Origin of the sequence: Acidovorax sp. 107 (assembly GCF_003058055.1) — a bacterium.
Classification (GTDB): domain Bacteria; phylum Pseudomonadota; class Gammaproteobacteria; order Burkholderiales; family Burkholderiaceae_C; genus Acidovorax.
Genome location: NZ_QBTZ01000001.1, coordinates 80,285 through 97,401, shown reverse-complemented (window position 1 = coordinate 97,401; position 17,117 = coordinate 80,285). Strand labels below are relative to the sequence as shown.

The 17,117-nt window shown below is 65.4% G+C and carries 16 protein-coding genes and 1 riboswitch; of the genes, 4 read left to right on the top strand and 12 right to left on the bottom strand.

The window, feature by feature from the left end:
• Positions 1 to 101: 101 nt before the first annotated feature.
• Positions 102 to 1,103 (top strand): LysR substrate-binding domain-containing protein, encoded by a 1,002-nt coding sequence (locus tag C8C99_RS00440; protein WP_108624591.1) that lies wholly within the window; start codon positions 102 to 104, stop codon positions 1,101 to 1,103.
• Positions 1,104 to 1,194: 91 nt separating this feature from the next.
• Here C8C99_RS00440 and tyrS read toward each other — a convergent pair whose 3' ends face one another.
• Positions 1,195 to 2,427: a tyrosine--tRNA ligase gene (gene tyrS, locus C8C99_RS00435; RefSeq protein WP_108624590.1), complete on the bottom strand. Its 1,233-nt coding sequence runs from the start codon at positions 2,425 to 2,427 to the stop codon at positions 1,195 to 1,197.
• Between the two features lie 204 nt (positions 2,428 to 2,631).
• Between tyrS and C8C99_RS00430 the strand changes: the two genes are divergently transcribed.
• Both C8C99_RS00430 and C8C99_RS00425 read left to right on the top strand, forming a co-directional pair.
• Complete coding sequence (locus C8C99_RS00430) at positions 2,632 to 4,002, top strand: M23 family metallopeptidase (protein WP_056638869.1); 1,371 nt, start codon at positions 2,632 to 2,634, stop codon at positions 4,000 to 4,002.
• 37 nt (positions 4,003 to 4,039) lie between these two features.
• A complete protein-coding gene (locus C8C99_RS00425; RefSeq protein ID WP_056638874.1) occupies positions 4,040 to 5,149 on the top strand; it encodes an anhydro-N-acetylmuramic acid kinase in 1,110 nt (369 codons plus the stop codon).
• 32 nt (positions 5,150 to 5,181) lie between these two features.
• Here the strand turns inward: C8C99_RS00425 and mdtD are convergent, their stop codons facing one another.
• From mdtD to C8C99_RS00390, 7 genes are all read right to left on the bottom strand, one after another.
• Positions 5,182 to 6,603, bottom strand: coding sequence for a multidrug transporter subunit MdtD (mdtD, locus tag C8C99_RS00420; RefSeq protein ID WP_108624589.1), 1,422 nt, complete (start codon positions 6,601 to 6,603; stop codon positions 5,182 to 5,184).
• Between the two features lie 107 nt (positions 6,604 to 6,710).
• Positions 6,711 to 7,076 (bottom strand): iron-sulfur cluster insertion protein ErpA, encoded by a 366-nt coding sequence (gene erpA / locus C8C99_RS00415; protein WP_056638881.1) that lies wholly within the window; start codon positions 7,074 to 7,076, stop codon positions 6,711 to 6,713.
• 60 nt (positions 7,077 to 7,136) lie between these two features.
• Positions 7,137 to 7,535 (bottom strand): polymer-forming cytoskeletal protein, encoded by a 399-nt coding sequence (locus C8C99_RS00410; RefSeq protein ID WP_056638884.1) that lies wholly within the window; start codon positions 7,533 to 7,535, stop codon positions 7,137 to 7,139.
• 144 nt (positions 7,536 to 7,679) lie between these two features.
• A complete protein-coding gene (locus C8C99_RS00405; RefSeq protein ID WP_056638887.1) occupies positions 7,680 to 8,390 on the bottom strand; it encodes a DUF6776 family protein in 711 nt (236 codons plus the stop codon).
• Positions 8,391 to 8,545: 155 nt separating this feature from the next.
• Positions 8,546 to 8,938: a 30S ribosomal protein S9 gene (rpsI, locus tag C8C99_RS00400; protein ID WP_005798582.1), complete on the bottom strand. Its 393-nt coding sequence runs from the start codon at positions 8,936 to 8,938 to the stop codon at positions 8,546 to 8,548.
• A gap of 11 nt (positions 8,939 to 8,949) precedes the next feature.
• Positions 8,950 to 9,381, bottom strand: a complete 432-nt coding sequence (gene rplM, locus C8C99_RS00395; protein WP_056638890.1) for a 50S ribosomal protein L13 — start codon at positions 9,379 to 9,381, stop codon at positions 8,950 to 8,952.
• A 351-nt stretch (positions 9,382 to 9,732) separates the two neighbouring features.
• Complete coding sequence (locus tag C8C99_RS00390; RefSeq protein ID WP_056638893.1) at positions 9,733 to 11,694, bottom strand: serine/threonine-protein kinase; 1,962 nt, start codon at positions 11,692 to 11,694, stop codon at positions 9,733 to 9,735.
• 247 nt (positions 11,695 to 11,941) lie between these two features.
• Between C8C99_RS00390 and C8C99_RS00385 the strand changes: the two genes are divergently transcribed.
• A complete protein-coding gene (locus C8C99_RS00385; protein ID WP_056638896.1) occupies positions 11,942 to 12,829 on the top strand; it encodes a 23S rRNA (adenine(2030)-N(6))-methyltransferase RlmJ in 888 nt (295 codons plus the stop codon).
• A 31-nt stretch (positions 12,830 to 12,860) separates the two neighbouring features.
• Here C8C99_RS00385 and C8C99_RS00380 read toward each other — a convergent pair whose 3' ends face one another.
• The 4 genes from C8C99_RS00380 to ahcY all read right to left on the bottom strand — a co-directional run bounded on the left by C8C99_RS00380 (position 12,861) and on the right by ahcY (position 16,839).
• Positions 12,861 to 13,421, bottom strand: coding sequence for a septal ring lytic transglycosylase RlpA family protein (locus C8C99_RS00380; RefSeq protein ID WP_056638899.1), 561 nt, complete (start codon positions 13,419 to 13,421; stop codon positions 12,861 to 12,863).
• Positions 13,421 to 14,272, bottom strand: a complete 852-nt coding sequence (gene metF / locus C8C99_RS00375) for a methylenetetrahydrofolate reductase [NAD(P)H] (protein WP_056638901.1) — start codon at positions 14,270 to 14,272, stop codon at positions 13,421 to 13,423. Before metF ends, C8C99_RS00380 begins: the two co-directional genes overlap by 1 nt.
• Entirely contained in the window at positions 14,269 to 15,255 is a 987-nt protein-coding gene (locus C8C99_RS00370) for a TlyA family RNA methyltransferase (protein ID WP_056639068.1), read from the bottom strand. The genes metF and C8C99_RS00370 overlap by 4 nt, the downstream gene beginning before the upstream one ends.
• 150 nt (positions 15,256 to 15,405) lie before the next feature.
• Positions 15,406 to 16,839, bottom strand: a complete 1,434-nt coding sequence (gene ahcY, locus C8C99_RS00365; protein ID WP_056639071.1) for an adenosylhomocysteinase — start codon at positions 16,837 to 16,839, stop codon at positions 15,406 to 15,408.
• A gap of 73 nt (positions 16,840 to 16,912) precedes the next feature.
• A riboswitch (S-adenosyl-L-homocysteine riboswitch) is annotated at positions 16,913 to 16,992 on the bottom strand.
• Between the last annotated feature and the right edge of the window lie 125 nt (positions 16,993 to 17,117).

Genomic DNA, 17,117 nt, shown 5'->3' with positions numbered 1-17,117 from the left:
AATGGCTGGATAGTGCGCTTTGCGGTGCACACAGTCCAATGAAAACGCGCTACGCTATTCATTCCATCAACGCATGAATCATCTTCTGCAGGAATGCCGCCATGACCTCTGCCGAATACTCCCCCGCCGTCTTGCGCACCCGGCCCGTGGCCGCAGGGCACTGGCGCGCCTTCCTGGCCGTGGCCAAGCACCTCAACTTCCGCGCGGCGGCCGACGAGTTGGCCCTTACCCAATCGGCCGTGAGCCGCCAGATCCAGGCGCTGGAAGAAGAAGTGGGCGTGCCCCTGTTCCTGCGCCACACGCGCGCGGTGGAGCTGACCAGCGCGGGCGCGCAACTGCAGCGCGCCGTGGGCCCGGCACTGGAGCGCATGGACGCCGCCGTGCGCCTGGTGCGCCAGACGGCCGGGCGCCGCAGCGTGGCCATCACCACCTGGGCCAGTTTTGCGTCCATGTGGCTGATCCCGCGCATGGAGGAGTTCCAGCGCGACAACCCGGGCATCGACATCCGCATTGATGCGAGCGATGTGCAGGTGGACCTGGAAACGTCGGACGTGGACCTGGCCCTGCGCTACGCCATGCCCGCCGGGGCCACGCAGGGCGGCATCCGCCTGTTTGGCGAGCAACTGGCCGTGGTGGCCAGCCCCTGGTTGCTCAAGAGCGGCAAGCCGCTGCGCACCCCCGCCGATGTGGCGCAGTTCACCCTGATCGAGGCGGGCGACGCCCACCGCACGCACTACCTGGAATACCTGAGCTGGCGCCGCTGGTTCGACACCCGCGACCTGACCAAGCTGCAGCCCCAGCGCTGGCTGTACTTCAACTACGCCCACCAGATCGTGCAGGCCGCGCTGGCCGGGCAGGGCCTGGCATTGGCCCGCATGCCGCTGATTGCCGATGCCCTGGCTGCGGGCGACCTGGTGGAGGTGCTGCCCGGCCACCGCATCGACTCGCCCCTGGCCTACTGGCTCATGGTGGGGCCGCGCAGCGCGCAGCGGCCAGAGATCAAGGCCTTCTGCGCCTGGCTGCAGGTGCAGGCCGAGGCCACACGCCAGGCGATTGGCGATGTGCCCGACCCGGACCTGAACGACAACCTGGACGGCTCATGAAAAAAGCGCTGGGCCTTACGGCCCCAGCGCTTTCATTTTGATAGCTGCCAGCGCATATTCTTCTAGCGCTTGCGGCTGTTTTAACCCCAAATCAGGCCAAAGTCACCCGTGCAAACTTGCGCTTGCCCACCTGCACCACGTAGGTGCCGGCGGCCAGCTTCAGCCCCTTGTCGCTGACCACGCTGCCTTCCACACGCACACCGCCGCCGTCGATCAGGCGGTTGGCCTCGCTGGTCGAGGGGGCCAGGTTGGCTTGCTTGAGCAGCGCACCAATGCCCAGCGGCGCGCCCGACAGGCTCACCTCAGGGATCTCATCGGGCACGCCGCCCTTGCTGCGGTTGATGAAGTCCTGCTCTGCCGCGCCGGCGGCGGCAGCGCTGTGGAAGCGCGTGGTGATCTCCTTGGCCAGCATCACCTTGGCGTCCTTGGGGTTGCGCCCGCCAGCGATCTCGGCCTTGAGCGCAGCGATGTCGGCCAGGCTCTTGAACGACAGCAGGGTGAACCAGTCCCACATCAGGGTGTCGCTGATCGACAGCACCTTGGCGAACATGGTGTTGGCATCCTCGGCAATGCCGATGTAGTTGTTTTTGGACTTGGACATCTTGTCCACGCCGTCCAGGCCCACCAGCAATGGCATGGTGAGCACACACTGCGGCTCCTGGCCATATTCCTGCTGCAGGTGGCGGCCCATGAGCAGGTTGAACTTCTGGTCCGTGCCGCCCAGCTCCAGGTCGCTCTTGAGCGCCACCGAGTCGTAGCCCTGCATCAGCGGGTACAAAAATTCGTGCACCGCGATTGACTGGCCGGTGGAGAAACGCTTGTGGAAGTCGTCGCGCTCCATCATGCGTGCCACGGTGTAGCGGGAAGCCAGCTGGATCATGCCGCTCGCGCCCAGGGGCTCGCTCCACTCGCTGTTGTAGCGAATCTCGGTTTTGGCCGGGTCCAGCACCATGCTGGCCTGCTTGTAGTAAGTCTCGGCGTTCACCTTGATCTGCTCGGGCGTGAGCGGCGGGCGCGTGCTGTTGCGGCCCGAGGGGTCACCAATCAGGCTGGTGAAGTCGCCGATCAGAAAGATGACCTGGTGGCCCAGATCTTGCAATTGCCGCATCTTGTTCAGCACCACCGTGTGGCCGATGTGGATGTCGGGGGCCGTGGGGTCCAGGCCCAGCTTGATGCGCAGCGGCTGGCCGGTGGCCTCCGAGCGCGCCAGCTTCTTGACCCATTCGTCCTGTGGCAGCAGCTCTTGCACACCGCGCAGCGAGATTTCGAGGGCTTGTCTTACACCATCAGAGACCGGGGTTGTTGTAACAGCAGATTGATTCATAAGGGTTTTTTGGGATGTCTAGACAGCATGCACCGCTATACTTCAGCCCACATTGCAGAGGCGGATTCTAGTGGGCCCGCCGTTTCGACCTGTTTTTCATCAACCTGTCGAATGGCTGCAGCCTGACAGTCTGTGCTCCTGGCCCCGCCCCGCATTCACACCGGGGGTGTGCCACGGAACCGCAATCACCCTGGGGATAGACCTTTGATTCACGGCCTCACTACGGTCCGCACCGCCAGCATCGCTTTGCTTGACCGGCTGTCCCGCACGATCCAACAACACCCCAAACGCATCACCGCCGCTATCGCAGCCCTCTTGCTGACGGGCGGCGGCGGCGCGTTTGCCGTGGCGTCCTTCGCGCCCGACCCGGCCGAACTGCCGGTGCGCGTGGTGAACTACCCGGTGGAGTCGCTGGCCGAAAACCTCGTGCTGGGCCAGCTCGACGCTCCCAGTTTTTCGCTGTTCCGCTCCGAACAGGTGCGCAGCAGCGACACCCCCGAGTCGCTGCTGCAGCGCATGGGCGTGGCCGACCCGGCCGCTGCTGCCTTCATGCGCAGCGACACGCCGGTGCGCCAGTACGTGCTGGGCCGCACCGGCCGCAGCGTGTCGGCAGAGACTACCGACGACCACCGCCTGATCCGCCTGACGGTGCGCTGGGTGCCGGACGACAGCGGCAACTTCCGCCGCCTGATCGTCGAGCGCACCAGCGACAACAAGTTTGCGACGCGCATCGAAACCGCCAAGATGACGACCAACAGCCGTCTGGCGGGCGGCATCATCCACAGTTCGCTGTTCGCTGCCACCGACGCGTCGAACATCCCCGACTCGGTGGCCGTGCAGGTGGCGGAACTGTTCTCGGGCAACATCGACTTCCGCCGTTCGCTGCGCAAGGGCGACCGCTTTTCGGTGGTGTACGAAACCCTGGAAGCCGATGGCGAACCGCTGTCAAGCGGCCGCGTGCTGAGCGCCGAGTTCGTCAATAACGGCAAGACCCACCAAGCCATCTGGTTCCAGGAACCCAACGCCACCAAGGGCGCCTACTACACACTGGACGGCGAAAGCATGCGCCGCGCCTACCTGACCTCGCCCGTCGAGTTCTCGCGCGTGACCAGCGGCTTCAAGATGCGCCTGCACCCCATCCTGCAAACCTGGCGCGCCCACCTGGGCACCGATTTTGCGGCCCCCACGGGCACCGCCGTGCGCACGGTGGGTGATGGCGTTGTGGAGTTTGCGGGCGTGCAAAACGGCTACGGCAACGTGGTGTTCATCAAGCACCGCAACCAGCACGTCACGGTGTATGCCCACCTGAGCCGCATTGACGTGCGCCAGGGCCAGTCGGTCGAACAAGGCCAGACACTGGGCGCCGTGGGTGCCACCGGCTGGGCCACCGGCCCCCATCTGCACTTCGAGTTCCGCGTCAACGGCGTGCACCAGGACCCGATGACCATCGTGGCCCAGAGCGAAGCCGCTGCCCCTGTGTCGGCGGCTGGACGGCCCGCGTTTGACCGCCTCGCTGCCAACATGCGTGTTCAGCTGAATGCCGCGGCGCTCATCGAGCAAGCCAGCGCAGACTGATCCCGACTTACCAACGACGCACCCCACCCGGCAGGCCATGTCCGATCTGTACATCGGCCTGATGTCGGGCACCTCGCTCGACGGGATCGACGGGGTGCTGGCCGACTTCTCGGGCCCTCGCCTGCGCGTCACGCACCATGCCAGCGCCGCCTTTGCCTCCGCACTGCGGGCCGAGCTGCTGGCCCTCAACACCCCCGGCGACAACGAACTGCACCGCGCAGCCCTCGCAGGCAATGCGCTATCCCGGGCCTACGCCGAGGTGGTGCACACCCTTTTGCAGCGCAGCGGCCACCCGACCCGTGCGATCCGTGCGATAGGCGCCCACGGCCAGACCGTGCGGCACCGCCCTCAGGAGTTCGACGGCACAGGCTACACGCTGCAACTGGGCAGCCCCGCCCTGCTGGCCGAGCTGACCGGCATCACCGTGGTGGCCGACCTGCGCAGCCGCGACGTGGCCGCGGGTGGCCAGGGTGCGCCGCTGGTGCCCGCCTTCCACCAGGGCGTGTTCGGCCGGCCGGACGAGACGGTGCTGGTGCTGAACATTGGCGGCATCTCCAACCTCAGCGTGCTGGGGGCGGACGGCAGCGTCCTGGGATTCGACTGCGGCCCCGGCAACGCCCTCATGGACCACTGGTGCCAGCAGCACACGGGCCAGCCATTTGACAAGGACGGGGCCTGGGCCGCCACGGGCCGGGTGCTGCCGGACCTGCTGGCCGCGTTGCTGCAGGAGCCGTATCTACACAAGGCGCCCCCCAAGAGCACAGGGCGCGACCTGTTCAACCCCACCTGGCTGGCCGCGCACCTGGAGCCCTTTGCGCAGGCCGCTGCGGCCGATGTGCAGGCCACTTTGACCGAATTCACCGCAAGCGCTAGTGCAATATGCGCCAATAGCTATCCAAACAATAGCAGAACCCTGGCAGTATGCGGCGGTGGCGCGCTCAACGACCAGCTCATGCGGCGGCTGCAGGCCGCCTGCCCGTCCCTGCAGGTGGTGGCCACCGATGCGCTGGGCCTGCCCGCCCTGCAGGTGGAGGCCGCCGCGTTTGCCTGGCTGGCGCGCCAAGCGCTGGAAGGTGCCCCAGGCAACCTGCCCAGCGTGACGGGCGCCGTGGGCCCTCGCGTCCTGGGCGCGGTATACCCGGCCTGATTCGTCGGGTCTACAAGCCTTGGGCAGGGCGATCAGCCGTGGTCCCCGGCATCGACCGAGGCGCCAGCCTGGGTGCCGGACCGGTCTTGTGGCGACAGTTGCCAGAAGATTCCGGCTGAAGCCACCGTGATCAGTCCCATGCAGGCGAATGTGGCCTGAAAGGCTTGCAGGGTCTGGGCAGTGCCCGTGGGCTGGAAGAAATCGGTGAACGCCGCCAGCACCGCACCCGCCGCAGCCACTCCCATGCCCATGGCCACCATCTGCACCATCGACAGCAGGCTGTTGCCGCTGCTGGCCATGTCGTGCCCCAGGTCCTTGAGGGTCACGGTGTTCATGGCTGTGAACTGCAGCGAGTTCACCGCGCCAAACACCGCCAGCTGCAGCACATGCAGCCACAGCGGCTGCGAGGGCGCAGCCAGCCCGAAGCTGGCCATGGTCAGGCCCACCAGCAGCGTGTTACCCACCAGCACCTGGCGGTAGCCAAAGCGGGTGATCAGCGTGGTAGTGAACCGCTTCATCGACATACCCGCCACCGCCACGGGCAGCATCATCATGCCCGCCTGCAGCGGCGAATAGCCCATGGTGACCTGCAGCAGCAGCGGAATCAGGAACGGCATGCACGAGCTGCCCAGCCGGGCAAACAGGTTGCCCAGCAGCCCGATGCGCAAGGTATCCACCGAGAACAACCGGGGCGAAAACAGCGGGTCGGGCCGCCGCGCCGCGTGCAGCCAGTAGGCCACCAGGCTGGCCAGCCCGAAGATCATGAGCACCAGCACACTCGCCTGCCGCAGCCCCAGGCTGGCCAGCCCATCCAGTGCCAACGACAGCGCCACCATGCCAAAGGCGAGCATCAGATAGCCCGCCAGGTCAAACCGCGCCACCGTCGGCACGGGCACCCCCGGCATGTAGCGCATAGTGGCAGCACAGCCCAGCAGGCCCACCGGAACATTGATCAGAAAGATCCAGTGCCAGGAGGCCACTTCGACCAGCCAGCCCCCCAGGGTAGGACCAATCAGCGGGCCGATGAGCCCGGGAATGGCCACAAAACTCATGGCCTGCAAGAACTTCTCGCGCGGGAACGTGCGCAGCACCACCAGCCGCCCCACGGGCAGCAGCAGCGCGCCCCCCAGCCCCTGGAGCACCCGGGCGGCCACCAGCTGGGTGAGGCTGTGCGACAGCGCACAGAACACTGAGCCCGCCACAAAAAAGACAATGGCCAGAAAGTACACCCGGCGCGCGCCAAACCGGTCAGCCACCCAGCCCGACGCCGGGATGAGCATCGCCATGGCCAGCGAATACGCGACCACCACCGACTGCATGCGCAGCGGGCTTTCGCCCAGGCTCAGCGCCATGGCAGGCAACGCGGTGTTGACGATGGTGGCATCCAGCGTCTGCATGAAGAAGCCGACGGCCACCAGCCACAGCAGCACTTTCTGAGAGGGTTCCTGGTGCATGGGTTGCAAGGCTTTCAAGGGGAAACAACAGAACCATTGGCATGAAAAAACCGCCCGAAGGCGGTTGTTTCATTCAGGGTGCAGGTCTTTGCCTGGCACGGCGCCCCTCAAGCCGAGAAGCTCGATCCGCAACCGCAGGTGGTGCTGGCGTTCGGGTTCTTGATGACGAACTGAGCGCCTTGGAGGTCTTCCTTGTAGTCGATCTCGGCGCCGACCAGGTACTGGTAGCTCATGGCATCGATGAGCAGCGACACACCGTTCTTGGTCATGGTGGTGTCGTCTTCGTTGGTGATTTCATCAAAGGTGAAGCCATACTGGAAGCCAGAGCAACCGCCACCCTGCACAAACACCCGCAGCTTCAGGTCGGGGTTGCCCTCTTCGGCAATCAGGTCCGCCACCTTGGCCGCCGCACTGTCAGTGAACAGGATGGGGGCGGGCATTTCGGACTGGATGTTTTCGGCAACTGCGCTCATGGGGTACTCCGGGTTCAGGGTTTGCAGGGAATACTACTGCAAAGCTCTCGGGAATTCAGGTCACTGGCTGTTTGACGCTAACTTCAGTGGGGGCTTTTCCTCGATCAGCACGGCCATGGGAATCAATTGCCCGGCGATCACGGCGCCCTGGTGCATCTCCAGGGCCTTGTAGTGCACATTGCCCGTGATCTGCGCCTTGGGCTGCAACTCGAGCAGTTCGCGCGCATGCACGGGGCCCAGCACCTGGCCGTTGATGATCACATGGTCGGCGTGCACCGCCCCCTCGACCCGCGCGGTTTCGGAGATCACCAGGATGCTGGGCTGGTCCGCCACAGCCCGGATATCGCCGACCACATCACCGTCAATGCGCATGCCCTCGGCAAAATGCACATGGCCCTCGATCTTGGTGCCCTGCGCCACCAGGCTTTTGATGGGCGGCTGCTTTTTACGCGAAAACATGGGGAGGACTCCTGGAAGAGCAAGCAGGCCTTCAGGCCCACTTGCGGATTGAAGGGTCGCCAGATCGTGCAGTGGCGATGGGCGGCGCAGGCTGCCTTGGCGAGTGCGTCAGGGCCTTGCGGAGGCGTTATCACCACCGCCACGCTATTCGATGGCCATGGTCTGGCTGGTGCGAACGGTGGTGCCCTCCAGCACGCGGGCGGTCACGGTTTTTACCACGGCCTGGGGGGGCAGATCGAGCACGCCCTCGATGCGGCGGTACTGCCTGACCTGCAACGGTTGCCCTTGGGGCGGCTGGGTCTGCGACCAAGGCTTGCCATCCAGCGTGCCCGCCAGCACCAGCTCCAGTCGCCCGTTGAATTCCGGCGCATTGCGGGCCGCCTGGATCACCAGCACCTGCCAGCGCAGTTGCATCCCGCCCAGCACCTCGGCCTGCAGCGCGCGAATGGCCAGCCCATCGGTCTTGGCCGCAGGGATCAGCTTTTCAAAGAAGCCCAGGTCCTCTCGGAGCGTGCGGTTGTCGGTTTCGAGCTGGCGCACCTGGGCCATCAGGCTCTCCTTGGCCGCGCGCTCCGTCGCCAGCAGGCTCTCGGCGGTCAAGGCAACGGTCTGGCGCTCCTGGCCTTCTTCGCGCAGGCGGCTGATCTCCGCCTTCATCTGTACCACTTCGTCGCGCGAGACAGTATCGAGCCCCGCAATCGACTTGCCAAACTCAAAGGCCCACAACGCCACGGCGGCGCAAAAACCCGTCACCACGGCCAGGGCCAGCCACCGAAAGGGCCACGGCAAGGCGCTGCGGATGGCCACCCGGGGGGCGCTGATGGTCAACCGACGGCGAAGCAGGCGAAAGCGCATAGGCTCGACAGGCGGGCCATGGAAGGCCTCTCCCCAAAGAAAAGAGCGCACCATAAACGAAAAAACCGCCCGAAGGCGGTTTTTCTCTGTAAAGCACCCACTGGGAGTGCCTTGCAGGGGATGCTGCCCAGGGCAGCATCCGGCAGGGCCATAGCTTAACGCTTGGAGAACTGCTTGGCGCGGCGTGCGGAGTGCAGACCGACCTTCTTACGTTCGACTTCACGCGCATCGCGGGTCACGAAGCCGGCTTGGCTCAGGACGGGCTTGAGGGATGCGTCGTAATCGATCAGGGCGCGGGTGATGCCGTGGCGGGCAGCGCCAGCTTGGCCGGATTCACCACCACCGTGCACGTTGATCTGGATGTCGAAGGTTTCGACATGGTTGGTCAACGCCAGGGGTTGCTTGGCAATCATGATCGAGGTTTCGCGGCCGAAGTAGGACTGGATGTCCTTGCCGTTCACCGTGATCTTGCCAGAGCCTTTTTTCAGAAACACGCGGGCGACGCTGGACTTGCGACGGCCGGTGCCATTGTTCCATTCACCAATCATCTCAAGGCTCCTTAGATTTCCAGCACTTTGGGCTGCTGGGCGGTGTGGGGATGCTCAGCACCACCGTACACCTTGAGTTTCTTGATCATCGCGTAGCCAAGGGGGCCCTTGGGCAGCATGCCCTTAACAGCCTTTTCCAGCGCGCGGCCGGGGTGCTTGGCTTGCATGTCGCGGAAGTTCGTGGCCGTGATACCGCCGGGATAACCCGAGTGACGGTAGTACACCTTGTCCAGGGACTTGGTGCCGGTGACCTTGAGTTGGGCTGCGTTGATAACGACGATGAAGTCACCGGTATCGACGTGAGGCGTGTAAATGGCCTTGTGTTTGCCGCGCAAACGGAGAGCAACTTCGCTGGCTACTCGTCCGAGGACCTTGTTGGTCGCGTCAACCACAAACCACTCGTGCACGACCTCAGCGGGCTTTGCGCTGAAAGTAGTTGTCATGAGTTTTCTCTTCAAAAGAGGGTTTGGCGGGTCCTTTTCCACGGTCGGTGCTTCTCTGAAGGAAGCCTCTTAGGTGGCAAGAAGTCTTCGCCGCGGGACCACATAAGCGCTGCGAAGCCTTCCATTATACGAACGAGCCATACTTTCACGCAAGAGCCCCCTGCGACTGCCCTCGGGTGCCCGGTGCGGCTGGGGCAGTGTTCCGTGCCGACGGCTGGTTGAAATCCGTGGGATTTTTGGCTACTGCAAGCCGCCAAGCCCAGCGACACCTGCAGGTATCGGGCCAATTGGGAACGCAGCCTGTGCCGAAAAGACGCGGGCTTCGGCGCCGGATGGCGCGCAACACCCCCGTTAATTCGGCGTCTGGCGGCGGCGCTGCTCCTCGGCCTCGTAGCGGCGGCGGTTTTCCACGCAGACGGTTTGATTGGCCTGTGACGGCTTCTGGCATTCCTGGTGGATACACATCGGGCGGGCCAGGAAGTTGGCGTCGGCGCAGACCTCTTGCGGGGAGGGTTGCCGGGGCGGCGGCGCAGGGCGGGGCTTGGGCTCGGCCACCACAGGCGGCGGCGCAGGCACGGGCTCTTCATGCACCACGATGGGCGCGGGCGCAGGCTCCGCACCGGTGCGCTTGGCGGCTCGCGGCGTCACCTTGGGTGCAGAGGCCGCTACAAAGGCGGGGGCAGGCAAGGCGGCAGAGGCTGTGCTGGCGGTGGCAACCGCGCTCAGCTGGGCCGCGGCTTGCACATCGCTCCCGCCGACGACAGGTGCAGAGGCCTCCGTCAGCGGCGTATCAGCGGGGGCAGCGGCTGCAGGCCGCTCCGCCATCTCGGTGATGATGTCGTCGCGGGGCGGCTGGCGGCCTTGGCTCCAGCGCCAGCCCGCTCCGGCCACTACGGCGACCAGCGCCGCCACCACAATGCCCGCCACCAAGGACGACCGCCGTGACGATGGAGCAGCCTTGCCACTGCCGCGCACTGCGTCACGCGCCAAAGGCTCAGACCGTCTGTCGGCAGCGCGCGGCCCGCCCACACCCGGGGACCGGTGGTGCGGCAGGTCTTCAAAACGCGAATCGTCGTCGGCCGCCACGGTGTCGCCGGCATCGATGAACACCGTGTCTCCGCCATCGGCCGCCACCGTATCCGGGCCGGCAAGCATGACCGTGTCCGCGCCAAAGTCGTCGCCGGGGCGACTGGCATCCGATGGCGCAACCGCCGCAGCCACATCCGCATGCCTGGCCGGCACCTCGCCCCCGATCTTCGGGGACGAAGTCACGTCCACGGTGGGTGTGGGCACGCCGGGTCCGGGCTGGTCGGCAGGCTCCACCCAGATATCGCCCAATTCCGCGCGGAAGTCGAAATGCTGCACGTCTTCGGGTGCCGAGGTCATCTCCATGGTCTGGAGAAAGGCATCGATGCTCTGCGGCCGGTCCTCGGGCCGCAGGGCCAGCGACTGGGCAATCGCCGCCACAAAAGGTGCCGAATATTCCACGCCAAACTGCCGCTTGACGGTTTTGGCAATGCGGGAGAACGACACCATGCGGTCGCGGATGGAACGCAGCGTGGCAGGCAGGGGCGTGTCGTTGGCAAGGCAGCCGTGCATGACGGCCGCCAGCGAATACAGGTCGCTCCAAGGCCCCTGGCGCAGTTCCTCGTCGCCATCGGAATACTGCTCGATGGGGGCGTAGTTCACCTTGAGCACGGCCGTGTGCTTGCGGTCCTGGTCGTTGATGGCGTGCCGGGCGGCACCCAGGTCCAGCAGCACCGGCGGGCCGTTGTCCTGCAGGAAGATGTTGTCGGGCGAGATGTCGCGGTGCAGCGTGTTGCCGTCGTGCAGCACGCGCAGCGCGTCCAGCACCGACCACAGCAGCTTGCGCAGCCAGATCTCTGGCGGGGGTGTGCGCATCTGGGCACGCGCCTGCTTGAACGTCATGCCCGAATAGAGCGGCATGACCATATAGGCCGTGTTGTTGGCCTCCCAGAAGCGGAAAACCTTGACCAGCGACGGATGGTCAAACTGCGCCAGCAGGCGGGCCTCACCCACAAACGACACCAAACCAGCCTGGAAGGTCTGCTGGTCGGACGAGGACCGCACCCACAGCGATTGCCCCTCGGCCCGCCCGGCCAGTGCCGAGGGCATGTATTCCTTGATGGCCACCGCCCGGTGCAGGGAGTGGTCAAACGCCTTGTAGACCATGCCAAAACCGCCCACCCCCAGCAACGCGAGGATCTCGAACTCCGCCAGGCGGGTGCCGGGCGGCAGCGCATCGACATGGCTGACACCACTGGCGGGGGCTGTGCTGGAGCTTGCGGTCATGGGCAGGAGACGGGGCGGGCTGGCAATGTCAAAAGCAAATAATCAAGAAGGGCGACGGCGGAAAGCGGGCCCAGTGCAGGCGCGATCATGAAGCATGGCCGCCCCGGATATGGCAACAAATGGCTAACAAAGGGCCGCCTGTCTGCCAAAAACATCACGTCCCCCGCCACCGCGTGCACCCCCCGATTGTGCCGCGCCGGGACAGGGGCGCCGACCCTTTGCACAACACAGTCGTTACCATTGGGCCATGTTCAGTTATCGCCACGCCTTCCACGCAGGCAACCATGCCGATGTGCTCAAGCACACCGTCCTGATTGCCGCCTTGCAACACCTTACCGAGAAAGACGCGGCGCTGACCGTGCTGGACACCCATGCAGGCGCGGGGCTGTACCGGCTGGACGGGGACTATGCCAGCACCAGCGGCGAAGCCGCCGACGGCGTGGCCCGGCTGTTTGCTCCAACCACGCCTGCCCTCACCCCAGCCCTGCAGGCCTACGTGGACATGGTGGGCGACTTCAACCAGGGCAAGGCGCTGCGCGTGTACCCCGGCTCGCCCTTCATCACCCAGCGCCTGCTGCGCGACCACGACAAGCTCAAGCTGTTCGAGTTGCACCCCACCGACCTGCGCGCGCTGGCCGGCAACGTGGCCCAGCTAGAGGCTGGCCGCCAGGTCGCTGTGCTGCACGAAGACGGTTTTGAGGGCATCAAGAAATTTTTGCCCCCACCTGCCCGACGTGCCCTGGTGCTGTGCGATCCCAGCTATGAAATCAAGAGCGACTACGCCAAGGTGCTCGACATGGCGGCCGACTCGCTCAAGCGCTTTGCCACCGGCACCTATGCGTTCTGGTACCCCATCATTCCGCGCCCCGAAGCCCACGACCTGCCCCGCCGCCTGAAGACGCTGGCCACCAAGGCGGGCAAGAGCTGGCTGCACGCCACGCTCACCGTCAAGTCGAGCAAGATCACGGAAACCGTCACGGGCGATACCAAGCGCCCCGGCCTGCCGGCCAGCGGCATGTTCCTGATCAACCCGCCCTACACGCTGAAGGCTGCACTCAAAGACGCCCTGCCCCAGATGGCCGAGCTGCTGGCGCAGGACAAACACGCGACCCACACGCTCGAATCGGGCGGCTGAGCGGCCCTGTAGACCCTCCTTCTGCCGGGCGTCAAGGCGCCGGGCAATCCTTGTCGTCGTCCTGAAGGGCAAACAGCTCCACCGGCTTGAGCCCCAAGCCGACCATGCCCAATGCCTCCGCAGCGCCCCGGCTCAGGTCGATCACCCGGTTGCGGGTGTGCGGCCCGCGGTCGTTGATGCGCACGATCACCGTGCGCCCCGTGGCCTGACTGCGCACGCATACGCGTGAGCCAAAGGGCAGCGTGGGGTGCGCGGCTGTGAGCGCACGCATGTCAAACAACTCTCCACTGGCGGTACGCCGCCGGTGGAACTGCGCCCCGTACCACGAGGCCAGCCCCACCTCATCCGCCTCCAGGCTGAGCGGCGACCCGCCAGGAGTGCTGGGCTCCGGTTTGGCGGGAGGATCGATCAGCATCGCCTCCCCCGGCACGGACAGCAGGTTGGGGGCCAGCGCGTCCGGCTCTGCCTGCAGCCCTTGGGCGTGCGCAGCCGCGAGGGCGCTGCACAACAGCCACAGGCCGAGCGCCGTGCGCACAAACAGCCCCCGGGCCAGCACGCGCAGGGCGGCGGGAGGCCGGGCGCCCCCTGCCATCAGATCCCCAGCCGGCGACAGATCTCCAGCGTCGCGGCGCTTTGGTTCATCGTGTAGAAGTGCAGCGCGGGCACCCCAGCACTGCGCAGCTGGTCGCACAGGTCGGTCACCACATCCAGGCCAAACGCCTTGATGCTGGCGGTGTCGTCCCCAAACGACTGCAGCCGCAGGCGGATCCAGCGCGGGATCTCGGCGCCGCAGGCGTCCGAGAACCGCATCAGCTGCGTGGAGCTGGAAATGGGCATGATGCCCGGCACCACCGGCACGTCAGCGCCCAGGCGATGCGCGTCCTCCACAAAGCGAAAATACGCGTCGCTGTTGTAAAAATACTGGGTGATGGCAGAGTCCGCCCCCGCCCGCACCTTGGTCACGTAGGCCTGCAGGTCCGCCTCGGGCGACTTGGCCTGAGGATGCACCTCAGGGTAGGCCGCCACCTCGATGTGGAAGTCCCGGCCCGTTTCGGCCCGGATGAAGGCTACCAGGTCGCTGGCGTACTGGAACTCCCCGCCCACACCGTAGCCGCTGGGCAGGTCGCCGCGCAGTGCCACCAGGCGCTTGACGCCCATGGCCTTGAGGGTGGCCAACTGCTCGTGCACCGACTGGCGCGTGGCCCCGATGCACGAAAAATGCGATGCAGCGCCCACGCCTTCGGACAGGATCTCACGCACCGTGCCGAACGTGCCTTCTTGCGTGGAGCCCCCTGCGCCATAGGTCACCGAACAGAAGTCCGGATGCAGTGCATACAGCTGCTGGCGCGCCACGCGCAGCTTGTCGACCCCTTCGGGCGTCTTGGGCGGGAAAAACTCGAAACTCACCGGGAACCCGGTGCCTTGCGTGTGGGCTGCATTCATGCGGCTCTCCTTGCGTGTACAAAAAATTCCCGGTTGCCGTCGCCACCCTGGATCGGGCTGTCGATCCACGCCTGCACCTCCAGGCCCAGCGTGGCGCAGCAGTCGCGGATGCGCTGCTCCACCACCGCATACAAGGACTCGTCGCGCACGATGCCGCCCTTGCCCACCTGCCCCGGCTGCAGCTCGAACTGGGGCTTGACCAGCATGACCAGGTCACCCTGGGGCGCCAGCAAAGGCACCAGCGCAGGCAGCACCAGGGTGAGCGAGATGAACGACAGATCGCCCGTCACCAGCGCAAAGCTGGGCGTGATGTCCACGTCGGCGCACTCGGGCCGGCGGCGGCGTTCCACGGGCAGCGTGCCCTGGGCGCGCTGCGCGCGCTCGGTCTTGAAGGCCTCAATGTCCTGGTCCTTGGCATCGTCGCTGTCGTCGTACGCCTCGTCCACCAGGCCGCCGTTGCGCATCCAGCTGTAGGGCGCCTCGGGCTGGGTCTCGTTGTCTTCTTCGGGCACGATGACTTCGGACAGGGCCAACTCACAGGCCTGCACCAAGGCGTCGGCCGTGAGCGAGCGGGCGTTCACGCCCTCCACACACACCACGCGCAGGTCGTTGCGCAGCCGGTCGTGCAACTGGGCGTGGCCTACATCCACGCCAATCACCTGGGCGGCGCCCTGCTGCAGCAGGCAGTCGGTAAAGCCGCCCGTGCTCTGCCCCACATCCAGGCAACGCAGGCCGGCCACCGGCAGACCCAGTGCCTTGAGCGCGCCTTCGAGCTTGAGCCCGCCGCGCGAGATGTACTTGGCTTCTGCATCGTCCAGCAGCTGCACCTCGGCCACCGACGGGATGTCGTCGCCGTTCTTCACCACCTTCTGCCACGTCGCCAGCGGCGACAGGCGCCACTGCACCCCCGAGGCAATCAGGCGCTGCGCCTGCGAGCGCGTGGCAGCGTGGCCACGTTCCACCAAAAACACATCTGCGCGCATCGCGCCCATCCTTTTTGAGTCAAATCGGCTGGTAGCGCTATTGAATCAAGCGCCAACAGCTATCAATTTATGAGCAATCAGACATTGCTCAGCATCACGGCGCCAGACCACCCTGCGCGCGCCCCATCGCCAGGGCGCGCAGCACCGGGATCAGTAGCGGTAGGTGTCAGGCTTGTAAGGGCCTTGCTTGGGCACGCCGATGTAGGCGGCTTGCTCGTCGGTCAGTTCGGTCAGCATGGCGCCCACCTTCTTGAGGTGCAGGCGCGCCACCTTTTCGTCGAGGTGCTTGGGCAGCACATAGACCTTGCCGTTTTCGTAGTAGTCGCTGTGGGTGAACAGTTCGATCTGGGCAATGGTCTGATTGGCAAAGCTGGACGACATCACGAAGCTGGGGTGGCCCGTGCCACAGCCCAGGTTCACCAGGCGGCCCTTGGCCAGCAGGATGATGCGCTTGCCGTCCGGGAAGATCACGTGGTCCACCTGGGGCTTGATCTCTTCCCACTGGTACTGCTCCAACGTAGCGACCTGGATTTCGTTGTCGAAGTGGCCGATGTTGCAGACGATGGCCTGGTCCTTCATGGCCAGCATGTGCTCGTGGCGGATCACGTCCTTGTTACCGGTGGTGGTCACAAAGATGTCGGCCTTGTCGGCGGCATATTCCATGGTCACGACCTTGTAGCCTTCCATTGCGGCCTGCAGGGCGTTGATGGGGTCGATCTCGGTCACCCACACCTGGGCGCTCAGGGCGCGCAGGGCCTGGGCGCTGCCCTTGCCCACGTCGCCGTAGCCAGCGACCACAGCCACCTTGCCAGCGATCATCACGTCGGTGGCGCGCTTGATGCCGTCCACCAGCGACTCACGGCAGCCGTATAGGTTGTCGAACTTGGACTTGGTCACCGAGTCGTTCACGTTGATCGCACGGAACATCAGCGAACCCTTGGCCGACATTTCCTTCAGGCGGTGCACGCCGGTGGTGGTTTCTTCGGTCACGCCGATGATCTGCGCGATCTTGCGGCTGTACCACGTCGGGTCCACCGCCAGCTTGGCCTTGATGGAGGCGAACAGGCAGGTTTCTTCTTCGCTGGTGGGGTTGGCGATCAGCGAGGCGTCCTTCTCGGCGCGCTTGCCCAGGTGCATCAGCAGCGTGGCGTCACCGCCGTCGTCCAGGATCAGGTTGGGGCCTTCGCCTTCAGTGCCTGCGGGGCCAAAGTCAAAGATGCGGTGCGTGTAGTCCCAGTATTCGGCCAGGGTCTCGCCCTTGATGGCGAACACGGGCGTGCCAGCAGCAGCAATCGCGGCCGCGGCGTGATCCTGAGTGGAGAAGATGTTGCACGATGCCCACCGCACGTCGGCACCCAGCGCCTGCAGGGTCTCGATCAGCACGGCGGTCTGGATCGTCATGTGCAGCGAACCGGTGATGCGCGCACCCTTGAGCGACTGTTTGGGCGCGAATTCTTCGCGGATGGCCATGAGACCGGGCATTTCGGTCTCGGCGATGCGGATTTCCTTGCGGCCCCATTCGGCCAGGCCGATGTCGGCAATGATGCAGTCGGTGTTGACCGGGGCGTTGACGCGTGCGTTCATGATGGTGTGCTCCAAAGCATGTTTGAAAAGCCACTGCGCGCAGGGGATGGTCGATACGACTCATCGCACGCGAAGTGGATGAGCGTCGTTGCTAGATGACTCCGAGCCTCACGCCCCGCCTTTGCTGGGGACGCTGCAACGCTCCTCGGATCGGTGGATTATAAAAGCAAGTGCTCGCCCGACGCTACGCCACCGGGGGAATCTATCCCCGACCTTATACGGAACAGTAAAATCCCGCGACTGCCGATCTAGCGGCCTCCCGCAGGCCCCGGCCCGAA

Coding starts and splice junctions, on each gene's coding strand:
- C8C99_RS00440 (WP_108624591.1), top strand. CDS start 102: ATGACCTCTGCCGAATACTCCCCCGCCGTCTTGCGCACCCGGCCCGTG.
- tyrS (WP_108624590.1), bottom strand. CDS start 2,427: ATGAATCAATCTGCTGTTACAACAACCCCGGTCTCTGATGGTGTAAGA.
- C8C99_RS00425 (WP_056638874.1), top strand. CDS start 4,040: ATGTCCGATCTGTACATCGGCCTGATGTCGGGCACCTCGCTCGACGGG.
- mdtD (WP_108624589.1), bottom strand. CDS start 6,603: ATGCACCAGGAACCCTCTCAGAAAGTGCTGCTGTGGCTGGTGGCCGTC.
- erpA (WP_056638881.1), bottom strand. CDS start 7,076: ATGAGCGCAGTTGCCGAAAACATCCAGTCCGAAATGCCCGCCCCCATC.
- C8C99_RS00410 (WP_056638884.1), bottom strand. CDS start 7,535: ATGTTTTCGCGTAAAAAGCAGCCGCCCATCAAAAGCCTGGTGGCGCAG.
- C8C99_RS00405 (WP_056638887.1), bottom strand. CDS start 8,390: ATGCGCTTTCGCCTGCTTCGCCGTCGGTTGACCATCAGCGCCCCCCGG.
- rpsI (WP_005798582.1), bottom strand. CDS start 8,938: ATGATTGGTGAATGGAACAATGGCACCGGCCGTCGCAAGTCCAGCGTC.
- rplM (WP_056638890.1), bottom strand. CDS start 9,381: ATGACAACTACTTTCAGCGCAAAGCCCGCTGAGGTCGTGCACGAGTGG.
- C8C99_RS00390 (WP_056638893.1), bottom strand. CDS start 11,694: ATGACCGCAAGCTCCAGCACAGCCCCCGCCAGTGGTGTCAGCCATGTC.
- C8C99_RS00385 (WP_056638896.1), top strand. CDS start 11,942: ATGTTCAGTTATCGCCACGCCTTCCACGCAGGCAACCATGCCGATGTG.
- C8C99_RS00380 (WP_056638899.1), bottom strand. CDS start 13,421: ATGGCAGGGGGCGCCCGGCCTCCCGCCGCCCTGCGCGTGCTGGCCCGG.
- metF (WP_056638901.1), bottom strand. CDS start 14,272: ATGAATGCAGCCCACACGCAAGGCACCGGGTTCCCGGTGAGTTTCGAG.
- C8C99_RS00370 (WP_056639068.1), bottom strand. CDS start 15,255: ATGCGCGCAGATGTGTTTTTGGTGGAACGTGGCCACGCTGCCACGCGC.
- ahcY (WP_056639071.1), bottom strand. CDS start 16,839: ATGAACGCACGCGTCAACGCCCCGGTCAACACCGACTGCATCATTGCC.